Source organism: Halomonas sp. 707D4, assembly GCF_024158685.1.
Lineage (GTDB): Bacteria > Pseudomonadota > Gammaproteobacteria > Pseudomonadales > Halomonadaceae > Vreelandella.
Genome location: NZ_JAMZBD010000048.1, coordinates 1 through 11,320, shown reverse-complemented (window position 1 = coordinate 11,320; position 11,320 = coordinate 1). Strand labels below are relative to the sequence as shown.

The following is an 11,320-nucleotide window of genomic DNA, read 5'->3' as shown; positions in this document are numbered from 1 at the left end:
CCCGATCTGCCTGATGGACGAGCCGCTTTCGAATCTGGACGCGCGCCTTCGCGCCGACATGCGCCGCGAGATCAAGGCGCTGCAGAGCCGGCTCGGGATGACGGTGATCTACGTCACCCACGATCAGGTGGAAGCCATGAGCATGGGTGACCGGGTGATTCTCATGCAGCACGGCCGCATCGTTCAGGACGCCACTCCGAGCGAGCTCTACAACCATCCGGCGAGCGCCTTCGCCGCCAGTTTCATAGGAAGCCCCGCCATGAATCTACTGTCTTTGGTGGCCGGTGTTGCCGGTGCCGTGATCGACGGCGACACCACCTCCGTCGCCCCGCTGGAAGCCGCCGGCGGGCAGCTTGGCGTTCGCCCCGAGGATATCGAGCTTCGCCCTGAAAACGCGCCCGGCGTCGCCGCACGCATCCAAAGCGAGGAGTACCTGGGCGCCGATACCGTCGTGCACGTGGCGGTGGGCAATCACACCCTTCGCGTGCGCGTGGCGGGTCGCCCCGATTTTGCCAGCGCCGCCTGCCGCCTCTACTGGGCGCCGGAAAAGGCGCATCTCTTCGCCGCCGACGGTCTGCGCCACGAGCACCTGACGCCCAGCGCCTTCGCCGCCGCTACACGCACCGTTGCCCGCCCGCCGACGGTGGGATCGTTCCAGCACTGATTCGCCTCTCTCGCCATCCACCAGGAGTTCGTCATGTCCGCTCGCTTCCCCCTTGCCCTCACCGCGCTGGCCGCTGGCCTTCTAAGCGCCGCCCAGGCCAATGCCGAGGTCGATCTCACCATGTACTACCCGGTCTCCGTGGGTGGCGCGTTGACCGGCGTGATCGACGAGCTGGTCGAGGCGTTCGAAAGCGAGCACCCGGAGATCTCGGTGGACGCCATCTACGCCGGCAACTACGACGACACCCGGGTGCGCGCGATGTCCGCCATCGAGGCCGGCGATACGCCGGCGCTTTCGGTGATGTTCTCCATCGACCTGTTCGAGCTGATCGAGCAAGGCGCCATCGTCGCCTTCGACGACCTGGTCGAGACCGACGAGGAGCGCGCCTGGCTCGACGGCTTCTACCCCGGGCTGATGGAGAACGGCCGGCTCGACGGCAAGACCTACGGCATCCCGTTCCAGCGCTCGACCATCGTGCTTTACTGGAACAAGGACGCCTTTGAAGCCGCCGGGCTCGACCCGGACACCCCGCCTGAAAACTGGGACGAAATGGCCGAGATGGCCGCCACCCTGCGCGAGGCAAGCGGTAACCAGTGGGGCGTGATGGTGCCCTCCACCGGCTACCCCTACTGGATGTTTCAGGCCTTCGCTTACCAGAACGGCCATCGGCTGATGAACGAGGCCGGCACCGAGGTCTATTTCGACGACCCGGCGGCGGTGGAGGCGCTGGAGTACTGGGTGACGCTTGCGGAGTCCGGCGTCATGCCGAGCGGCACCATCGAGTGGGGGACGCTTCGCCAGAACTTCCTCGAGCAGTCCACGGCGATGATGTGGCACACCACCGGCAACCTGAGTGCGGTGAAGAGCGACGCCGATTTCGACTTCGGCGTGGCGATGCTGCCGGCCAAGACCCAGCGCGGCAGCCCCACCGGCGGCGGCAACTTCTACATCTTTGCCGACACCTCTGAGGAGGAGCAGCGCGCCGCGATGACCTTCATCCGCTGGATGACCGCCCCGGAGCGCGCCGCGGACTGGTCGATCGAAACCGGCTACATGGGCGTGAGCCCCGCCGCCTACGAGACCGAGGCACTTCAGGCCTACGTGGAAGAGTTCCCGCCGGCGGCGGTGGCCCGCGACCAGCTCGAGTTCGGTACCGCCGAGCTTGCCACCTATGAAGGCGGGCGCATTCGCCGCACGCTCGATAACGCCGTGCAGGCCGCGCTCACCGGCCAGATGACGCCAGAGGAGGCGCTGACCCAGGCGCAGGCCGAGGCCGACCGTATCCTGCGCCGCTACGCCCGCTAGGCCCATCCGGGCGCCGGGCCTGCCCTGGCGCCCACTCTTTTACGAGTCCTCGCCATGACGCTGACCGCCCACCGCAAGCTCCAGCTCTATGGAGCGCTTCTGCTGCTGCCGGCAGCGGCGCTTTTGGGCCTCTTCGCCTACCTGCCCACCGTCACCACGGTGCTTCAGAGCCTTTATCTGCCCGGCTTTCGCGGCGCGCCGCCGGAGTTCGTCGGGCTCGAAAACTATCAGTACCTGTTCGAGGATCCGAAATTCTGGCAGGTGGCGCGCAACAACCTGCTCTACGCGCTGGGCACCATTCCGCTCTCCATCGCACTCGCCCTTGGCATGGCGCTGCTGGTCAACGGCAGGCTACCCGGGCGCGGGCTTGTGCGCATGGCCTACTTCACGCCAACGATTCTGCCGATGATCGCCGCGGCCAACATCTGGATGTTCTTTTACGCCCCGCAGATCGGGCTGTTCAACAAGCTGCTCGGCGCGCTCGGCTTTTCCGGCGTGAACTGGCTGGGCGACCCGAGCGTGGCGCTCTATTCGATCATCGTGATGTCGGTGTGGAAGGAGGCGGGGTTTTTCATGCTCTTCTATCTCGCCGCACTCCAGGCGATCCCGCCGGAGCTCAAGGAAGCGGCGGATCTCGAGGGTACGAGCCGCGCGCGCTTTTTCTGGCGGGTAACCTTTCCGCTTTTGATGCCCACGACCCTGTTCGTCTTGATCAACGCGCTGATCAACGCCGTGCGCGTGGTCGATCACCTGTTCATTCTCACCAAGGGTGGGCCGAACAACGCTACCAACCTGCTGCTCTACTACGTCTACGAAAACGCCTTCGCGTTTTTCGATCGCACCACGGCGGCCACCCTCACCGTGATGATCCTGCTGGTGCTTGCGGCGGTGGCCACGCTCAAGTTCACGCTTCTCGACCGCCGGACCCACTACCAATGACGACGCCATGCCCATGAGCACGCTCGCCGCTACCCTTCCCCGCCGCCTGGCCCCAGTGCTTTCGCTCGAGACCCTGGCCGCCTGGCTTCTGGCCATCGTGTGGATCTTTCCGCTGCTCTACGCGGTGTGGGCGGCGTTTCACCCGCCGGCGTTCATGGTGCGCTTCGAGCTCTTCGCGCCCGTGACGCTTGAGAACTTCAAGACCGCCTGGGCCCAGGCGCCGTTCGCGCGCTACTACCTCAACACCTTCTTGCTGGTCACCGGCGTGGTGGCCGCACAGTTCGTGGTGTGCACGCTGGCGGCCTTCGCGTTTGCGCGCTTTCCCGTGCCCGGCAAGAACGCGCTGTTTCTGCTGGTGCTGATCCAGCTGTTCGTGTTTCCCGAGGTTCTGATCGTCGAGAACTACCGCATCGCCAGCGGCCTTGGCTTGATCGACACCATCGCCGGCATGGGGCTGCCTTACGTGGCCAGCGCCTTCGGCATCTTTTTGCTGCGCCAGACCTTCAAGACCATCCCCCGGGAGCTCGAGGACGCCGCGCGAATCGAAGGCTGCGGCTGGCTCGCCGTGCTGTGGAAAGTCTACGTGCCGCTCGCCAAGCCGACGTACCTGGCCTATGCGCTGGTGTCGATCAGCCACCACTGGAACAACTTCCTGTGGCCGCTGGTGGTGACCAACTCGGTGGAGAGCCGCCCGCTGACCGTGGGGCTCGGCGTCTTTTCCGCGCCAGAAACCGGGGTCAACTGGGCCACGGTGAGCGCGGCCACGCTCTTGAGTATCGCGCCGCTTCTGGTGGCGTTTCTGCTCTTCCAGCGCCAGTTCGTGCAGTCGTTTCTGCGCGCGGGCATCCGATAGCGCGCGCTTTCGTGCGACAATCCTCGCAATGCCAACCAGCGAGGAGAGAGCGAGGATGCACGGCGAACCCCACCCGGCGCTGTCGGTGCTGCAGGAAGTCTTCGGCTTCGATCAATTTCGCGGCCCGCAGCAGGCGATCATCGAGCACGTAAGCGCCGGCGGCGACGCGCTGGTCCTGATGCCCACCGGCGGCGGTAAGTCGCTGTGCTACCAGATCCCGGCGCTGCTGCGCGCGGGTACGGCGATCGTGGTCTCACCCTTGATCGCGCTGATGCAGGACCAAGTGGCCGCACTGGTGCAAAACGGCGTGCGCGCGGCGTATCTCAATTCGAGCCTCGACTTTCAGGACGCGATGGCGGTGGAGAACCAGCTTCGCGCCGGTGAGCTGGATCTTCTCTACGTCGCCCCGGAGCGGCTGGCCACGCCGCGCATGCAGGCGCTGCTGGATCAGGTGCCGATTGCACTCTTTGCCATCGACGAGGCCCACTGCGTCTCCCAGTGGGGCCACGACTTTCGCCCGGAGTACCGCCAGCTCTCCCAGCTTCACGAGCGCTTTCCAAACGTGCCGCGTATCGCGCTCACCGCCACCGCCGACGTGCCGACCCGCGGCGACATCATCGAGCACCTGCAACTTCAAGACGCCGCGCTCTACAACAACGGCTTCGACCGGCCCAACATCCGCTACCACATCGCCGAAAATCAGGGCAACACGCGGGAGGCGCTCTTGCGCTTCATCCGCGAGAACCACGACGGTGAGGCGGGCATCGTCTACTGCCTTTCGCGCCGGAAGGTGGAGGAGACCGCCGCCTGGCTCGAGCGTCAAGGCTTGACCGCCCTTCCCTACCACGCGGGGCTGCCGCCGGAGCAGCGCCAGCACCACCAGAGCCGCTTTCTGCGCGAGGACGGCGTGATCGTGGTGGCGACCATCGCGTTTGGCATGGGCATCGACAAGCCGGACGTGCGCTTCGTGGCGCACCTGAACCTGCCCAAGAGCATCGAGGCGTATTATCAGGAAACCGGCCGCGCCGGGCGCGACGGCCTGCCCGCGGATGCCTGGATGGCCTACGGGCTTCAGGACGTGATCACCCTGCGCCAGATGCAGCAGGACTCGAGCGCCGGCGATCAGCAAAAGCGCATCGAGCAGCAGAAGCTCGACGCCATGCTGGGGCTTTGCGAAATCATCAGCTGCCGCCGCCAGGCGCTGCTGCACTACTTTGGCGACCATCTGGATGCGCCCTGCGGCAACTGCGACAACTGCCTGACCCCGCCAGAGACCTGGGACGCCACCGTCGCCGCGCAGAAGGCGCTGTCGTGTGTCTTTCGCACCGAGCAGCGCTTCGGCGTGACCTATCTGGTCGACGTGCTGCTGGGCAAGTCGAACGAGCGCATCGTGCGCTTCGGCCACGACCGGGTGAGCACCTTCGGTATCGGAGGCGAGCTCTCCGCCAACGAGTGGAAGGCGCTCTACCGCCAGCTGATCGCAAGCGGTTTTCTCAGCGTGGACATGGAGGGCCACGGCGGCATTCACCTGACCAACAAGGCCAAGCCCGTGCTGCGCGGCGAAGAAGCGCTGACCCTGCGCAAGCCGGTCAAGCCCGCCGTCCGCCGCCGCGGCCGGGGCGCCTCCGCCGCCCAGGGCCACGGCCCGCTGTGGGAGGCGCTTCGCGCCCACCGCAAGGCGCTTGCCGACGAGCAGGGCGTGCCGGCCTACGTGATCTTCAACGACGCCACCCTCAACGAGCTCGTCGAGCGCCGCCCGGAGAGCCTGGACGCACTTGGCGGCGTCACCGGCATCGGCGCGCGCAAGCTCGAGGATTACGGCGAGGGAATACTGGAAGTGATCGCGGCACACAGGGGCAGCGCCCAACCCGCCAGCGTCGGCGACAGCGCCCGGGAGTCCGCCGAAATGAGAAGAGAGGGCCTGAGCGTCGAGGACATTGCGAACCGGCGCGGCTTCACCGTCAACACCATCTACCGCCACCTGGCGGAGGCGATCGAAGGCGGGGCGCTCAATCTCGATGAGGTGATCACCCTGGAACCCGCCGCGCTAGAGCGCATTCAGAGCGCGATCCGTGAACACGCGGCGGGCGGCATGCGGGCGGTGTTCGACGCCCTCGACGGCCAGGTCGACTATAACGTGCTGGCCTGCGTGCGCGCGGCGATGAACGCCCCGGCCTGAGGCGGGGCTAGCGCTCGCGGCAGTGCTCGCCGCGGGCGATGGCACTCTGATCGAACACGCCGGTATCGAGCACCCAGCCGGTCACGAGTGCCGCCGGGGTGACGTCGAAGGCCGGGTTCCACACTGGGGCCTCGGCAGGCGCCCAGCTCACCTCGCCGAAGGCGCCGGCCACGCCGCGCACTTCCGCGCCGTCGCGCTGCTCGATGGGAATCTCGGCGCCGGTGGCGCAGGCCGCGTCCACCGTGGTGTAAGGGGCGACGACGTAGAACGGCACTCGGTGATAGTGCGCCAGCACCGCGAGCATGTAGGTGCCCACCTTGTTGGCGAAGTCGCCGTTGGCGCAGATACGATCGGCGCCGACCATGACTCTGTCGACCTTGCCCGCCGCCATCAGGCTCGCCGCCGAGCTGTCGCAGATGAGCTGGTAGTCGATGCCGAGGTCTTCCATCTCCCAGGCGGTCAGGCGCCCGCCCTGCAGAAGCGGCCGGGTCTCATTGACGTAGACGTGAAGCCCGAGACCACGCGCCCTGGCCACGGCAAAAGCGCCGATCGCCGTACCCACGCCCGCCGTGGCGAGTGCCCCGGTATTGCAGTGGGTGAGCACCCGGTCGCCGTCGCGCAACAGGTCCGCGCCGCGCTCGGCCATCGCCTGACAAAGCGCGCGGTCCTCCGCGAACAGCGCCGCCGCGCGGGCCCAGAGCGCGTCGATGCCTTCAGCGAAGCACGCCTCCATGGCGTCCAGGCAGTACATCAGGTTCACCGCCGTGGGGCGCGTGGCGCGAAGATTATCGCTCACGCCCTGCCAGTTGCCCTCGGGGTGGCGGGCGGCGTAGTGGGCCAGCACGAAGGCCGCGCTCAGCCCGATCAGCGGCGCGCCGCGAATCGCCAGCCGCTTGACCGCCGCCTGCCAGGCCTCCGGCGAGTCGCAGCGCAGCCACTGCTCCGCCTGGGGCAGGCACGTCTGGTCGAGGTACTCGAGAAAATCGGCGTGGACACGCAGGCTGCGTGACTGAAGGTATGGCATCGAAGACTCCCAGGGGCGGCGCGGCTTATCACGCGCGGAGCATATCATATAGAATGAAGCGCTTTGGACAGCGACCGGTACCGCGCATGACCTTACAAGACGACCTGCTGGCCGCGATCGGCTGGGCTGCCGGCCGCGGCTGGACCCCGGCCACCGGCGGCAACTTCTCCGTTCGCACCGAGCGCGGCTATCTCGTCACCGCCTCCGGTGTCGACAAGACCCGCGTGGGCGCCGATGACCTGCTCACCTGCGACACGCACGGCCGCGTGCTCGAAGGCGCGGGCAAGCCGAGCGCCGAAAGCGAGCTTCACGCCGCGCTCTACCGGCTCGACTCGGCCATTGGCTGCGTGCTGCACGTGCACACCGTGGCGAGCACCGTGCTCTCGCGCCGCTTCCCGCAGGGCATCATGCTCGAAGGCTTCGAGATGCAGAAGGCGCTGTCGGGCAACACGACCCACGCCGCCGCGATCACACTGCCGGTGGTGCCCAACTCCCAGGACATGGCCGAGCTTTCGCGCCATGTAGAAGCCGGCTGGCCGATGCCCTGGGGTTTTCTGGTCGAAGGCCACGGCATCTACGCGGTCGGGGCGTCCATCGCCGAGTGTCGCCGCCATCTGGAGGCCATCGAATTCCTGCTTGCCTGCGTTCTGGAAGAGAGCCGCTACTCATGAGTGATTCCACTATCCGCGCCGTGGTCATGGACGTCGAGGGCACCACCACCGACATCCGTTTCGTCCACGACGTGCTGTTCCCCTACGCCCACGACCAGTTGCCCGAGTTCGTGCACACCCACAGCGCCCAGCCCGAGGTCGCCGAGCAGATCGACGCCGTGCGCCGCGAGCTTGGCGACCCGGAAGCATCCGTCGACAAGGTGATCGAGACGCTGCTCTACTGGATCGAGACCGACCAGAAGGTCACCGCGCTGAAAGCGCTGCAGGGCATGATCTGGGCCGACGGCTACCAGCGCGGCGCCTTCAAGGGCCATCTGTATGACGATGTGGCCCCGCGCCTTCGCCAATGGAAAGACCAGGGCCTGGCGCTCTACGTTTACTCCTCCGGCTCGGTGCAGGCGCAGAAGCTCTTGTTCGGCCACAGCGAGGCCGGTGATCTTACGGCGCTGTTCGACGGCCACTTCGACACCCACATCGGCCACAAGCGCGAAGCGCAGGCCTACCGGCGCATCGCGGAAGAACTCGCTCTCACCCCGGCGTCGATCCTGTTTCTATCGGACGTGGTCGAGGAACTCGACGCCGCCGCGCTTGCCGGCTTCGAGACGCTGCAGCTGGTGCGCGAAGGCACGAAGGCGGGCACCGAGCACGGCGTCGTGGCAAGCTTCGACGACATCCCCCTATAACCCACAACGTCAGATCGACAGGAGTGCTGCATGTCTCAACTCAAGGTGTTTGCCGACCAGAACCCCGAGACCGCGCTGCTCGACACCCGGGAAGGCGCGCAGATCAAGGCCGAGCTCGACCGCGTCGGCGTGCTGTTCGAGCGCTGGGAAACCCCCGGCGAGATTGCCGATGACGCCACCCAGGAGGAGATTCTGGCGCTGTATGACGCGGACATCGAGCGCCTGAAGGCCGAGGGCGGCTACCAGACGGTGGACGTGCTCCACATGGTGGCCACGCACCCGGAGAAGGACGCGATGCGCCAGAAGTTCCTGAACGAGCATCGCCATCACGAGAACGAAGTGCGCTTTTTCGTCAAGGGCCAGGGGCTTTTCTGCCTGCACATCGACGACCAGGTGTACCAGGTGCTCTGCACCCAGGGCGATCTGATCAGCGTACCCGCCAACACCCCGCACTGGTTCGACATGGGTCCCGCCCCCGAATTCACCGCGCTGCGCTTCTTCGACAACGTCGAAGGCTGGGTACCGCACTGGACCGAGAGCGACATCGCCGGACGCTTCGATCGGCTCGATCAGCTCTGAGAGAGCGCTGACGCAAGATGGCCAAGGCGATGCTCGTCGGTACCGATGGCTGTCTGCCTTGATGGCCATGCCGGCACCGCTGTCGCGGTGCTTCGCGGGTGCGCTGCGCTTACGCCGCGCTACGGGTGCCGGTTAGCGAGTCGGAGCATTACCGATTGTGGGCGCGGGCCAGCGCCAGCAGCGCCTGCGTCTCGCGATAGGCGCGGGCGTTGACTACCAGCTCCTCCCCCATCTTCAAGTTGCGCGCTTCGAGCTCGGCGCGAAGAGCGGTGTCCTCGATCTCCTCGAAGTCGGCGTTGTGGGCAAGCGACAGCACCCGGCGGTGCATCTCGATGCCACAAAACGCCAGCGCGTCCTCGCGAATCTCGTCGAGTAGCGCCTCGCAGGCGGGCGCGCTGTCGTGGCCCTGCTCCTCGAACAGCGCCCGGGGGTAGAGGATGCCGCGGCGCTCGGTGTGCCACAGGTGGCGAAACTCCGTCTCGAAGTGCTCCAGGCACTCATCGATCACCTCGAGAATCCACGCCTGGTAGGCCTCGAGCTCCGAGGCGCTGCGGTGGGCGGGCTGGCTGAAGTAGGCCATCAGGAAGTTCGCCACCGCCATGCCGAGATCGAAGGCCATCGGGCCGTACTGGGAGAACTCCGGGTCGATCACGCGAACGCTATCGTCGGTGGCCATGATCGAGCCGGAGTGCAGGTCGCCGTGGAGCATGGTTTCGGCGTTGGCGGTGAACTTCAAGAGCATCCGCTGGGCCTTCGCCTTGAGCAGGGCGTTGGCGCGAAGCGCCGCCACGGTCTCGGCAAGCTCTGGCGTGTGGTGGTTCATCTCGGCCTCGAAATAGGGGTCGGTGAACACCAGCGACTCGGTGATGGCGGGAATCGCCACGTTGCCGGAGAAGAGCCCGACGTCGGCCTTCTTCTCCGGGCTCGGCAGCGAAAGCTCCGAGCCGCGAAAGGCGGTGCGCGCGCAGAATTCGCCCAGCGTCCTGCCGAGTCCTGCGACCCACTCGCCCTTGATCAGCTTGCGGCGCAGGATGACGTGGGGGTGCAGGTACTCCATCACGATCAGCGCCTGGGCCTTGTCGAAATGGTACACCGCCGGGGCGACGCCGGGGGCGCGTTTGGCCTGGCGCGAAAGCGCGTAATACTCGTAGTGCGCGCGGTAGAGCGGCAGCGGCCAGCTCTCGCCGACCATGCGCACATAGGGCAGCGCCTGCTTGACCACCACGCTTCCTGCCTCGCCGGTGACGATGAACACCAGGTTCAGGTTGCCGTCGCCCACCTCGCGAATGTCCCAGCGCGCCGGGTCGCCGCCGACGCGCTCGCTCACCGCCGCGACCGGCGCCAGGCGTTCGCCCAGCGTGCCTACCTCCAATGCGCAATACGCCTGCTCGTCTGCCACCGCCTGCTCCTCGATCGTCGAAATGTGTCCGCTCTGGGTCCAGGCCGGCATTTTACGTCAATCAGGGCGAGAGCGTGACCATCCGGCAGCGATTGCGCCCTTCGCGCTTGGCCTGGTAAAGCGCTTGGTCAGCGGTGGAAAACAGCCGTACGGTACTGATCAGCGGTCCGGGCGTCGCGATGGCGATGCCCACGCTGACCGTTACGCAGCCGTGCTCGACGCCCTGGTGATCGAGCGCGAGCGCCGCCACGCCTTCTTTCAGTCGCTCGCCCGCCTGCTTCGCCTGCGACTCGTCCGCGTCCTGCATCAACACCACGAACTCTTCGCCGCCAAAGCGGGCAACCAGATGACCCGGTCGGCTGTGCTGCCTGAGCGCTCGAGCGACCCGGCACAGGCACTGATCGCCCTGCAGGTGGCCGTAAGCATCGTTGTAGGCCTTGAAGTGATCGATATCGATGATGGCGACGCCCAACGGTGTGCCCTTCTCCATGGCCCGCTGCCAGTAGAGTTCGACCATGCTCTCCAGTTGGCGGCGGTTGGCGAGGCCGGTCAGCGGGTCGGTCTGCGAGAGATGGGTGAGCTGCTGATTGTCGCGCTGGAAATCACCGGCGCGCAGCGTCTCCTTGAGCAGCAGCAGATAGGAGAGCCGCTCGCTCTGCTCGAGCCGATAGCTGGCCAGCAGCGTGAACAGCGCCTTCGCGACGATGGCGAAGACCGCCAGGCGCTTGATGTCCATCGGCATCGGGGCGTAGGTGGCGACACAGTAGAGCATGATGGCGACGCTCAGCGTCGTCGCCCCCAGCGCGTAGGGAAAGCGCAGCGAGTAGAACAGGTTGCCCACGACCAGAATGAAGCTGAACAGCAGTGCATCCAGGTAGGAGTAGGGCATCGAGGAGGCGTGCATCACCCAGCACGAGATCACCATGGCCAGCACCACGGTGCTGGCCATCATCGCCTCGCGCCATCCGCCCGCCATGCCGCGATGAACGAACCACAATACCGTCAGCCCGAAGGGCATCATGAC

General features: G+C 66.4%; 11 protein-coding genes. 8 read left to right on the top strand and 3 right to left on the bottom strand.

Translation table 11 applies throughout. The annotated features are described in order from the left end of the window. The 5 genes from BIS11_RS03710 to recQ all read left to right on the top strand — a co-directional run. Positions 1–664, top strand: a 664-nt coding sequence (locus BIS11_RS03710) for an ABC transporter ATP-binding protein (protein WP_253585745.1), incomplete at its 5' end; no start/stop codon positions are given. Between the two features lie 33 nt (positions 665–697). After that, on the top strand, positions 698–1,969 hold the full coding sequence (locus BIS11_RS03705; RefSeq protein ID WP_253419952.1) for an ABC transporter substrate-binding protein: 1,272 nt from the start codon (positions 698–700) through the stop codon (positions 1,967–1,969). 54 nt (positions 1,970–2,023) lie between these two features. Continuing rightward, positions 2,024–2,908, top strand: coding sequence for a carbohydrate ABC transporter permease (locus BIS11_RS03700; RefSeq protein ID WP_253585744.1), 885 nt, complete (start codon positions 2,024–2,026; stop codon positions 2,906–2,908). A 13-nt stretch (positions 2,909–2,921) separates the two neighbouring features. After that, positions 2,922–3,761, top strand: a complete 840-nt coding sequence (locus BIS11_RS03695; RefSeq protein WP_253419979.1) for a carbohydrate ABC transporter permease — start codon at positions 2,922–2,924, stop codon at positions 3,759–3,761. A gap of 55 nt (positions 3,762–3,816) precedes the next feature. Further along, positions 3,817–5,940, top strand: a complete 2,124-nt coding sequence (gene recQ, locus BIS11_RS03690) for a DNA helicase RecQ (protein ID WP_253419957.1) — start codon at positions 3,817–3,819, stop codon at positions 5,938–5,940. 7 nt (positions 5,941–5,947) lie between these two features. On the opposite strand, the gene mtnA is transcribed toward recQ, so the two are convergent. Continuing rightward, complete coding sequence (gene mtnA / locus BIS11_RS03685; RefSeq protein WP_253419960.1) at positions 5,948–6,964, bottom strand: S-methyl-5-thioribose-1-phosphate isomerase; 1,017 nt, start codon at positions 6,962–6,964, stop codon at positions 5,948–5,950. A gap of 86 nt (positions 6,965–7,050) precedes the next feature. On the opposite strand from mtnA, the gene mtnB reads away from it, so the two are divergent. From mtnB to BIS11_RS03670, 3 genes are read left to right on the top strand one after another with little or no spacing between them, the layout of a single operon-like run. Further along, positions 7,051–7,635 (top strand): methylthioribulose 1-phosphate dehydratase, encoded by a 585-nt coding sequence (mtnB, locus tag BIS11_RS03680; protein WP_253419963.1) that lies wholly within the window; start codon positions 7,051–7,053, stop codon positions 7,633–7,635. After that, positions 7,632–8,318, top strand: coding sequence for an acireductone synthase (gene mtnC, locus BIS11_RS03675; protein WP_253419966.1), 687 nt, complete (start codon positions 7,632–7,634; stop codon positions 8,316–8,318). Before mtnB ends, mtnC begins: the two co-directional genes overlap by 4 nt. A gap of 30 nt (positions 8,319–8,348) precedes the next feature. Further along, positions 8,349–8,897, top strand: a complete 549-nt coding sequence (locus tag BIS11_RS03670; protein WP_253419969.1) for an acireductone dioxygenase — start codon at positions 8,349–8,351, stop codon at positions 8,895–8,897. A gap of 148 nt (positions 8,898–9,045) precedes the next feature. On the opposite strand, the gene mtnK is transcribed toward BIS11_RS03670, so the two are convergent. Next, entirely contained in the window at positions 9,046–10,347 is a 1,302-nt protein-coding gene (mtnK, locus tag BIS11_RS03665) for an S-methyl-5-thioribose kinase (protein WP_253585743.1), read from the bottom strand. Between the two features lie 10 nt (positions 10,348–10,357). After that, a partial coding sequence (locus tag BIS11_RS03660) for a GGDEF domain-containing protein (protein ID WP_253585742.1) occupies positions 10,358–11,320 on the bottom strand: 963 nt, incomplete at its 5' end.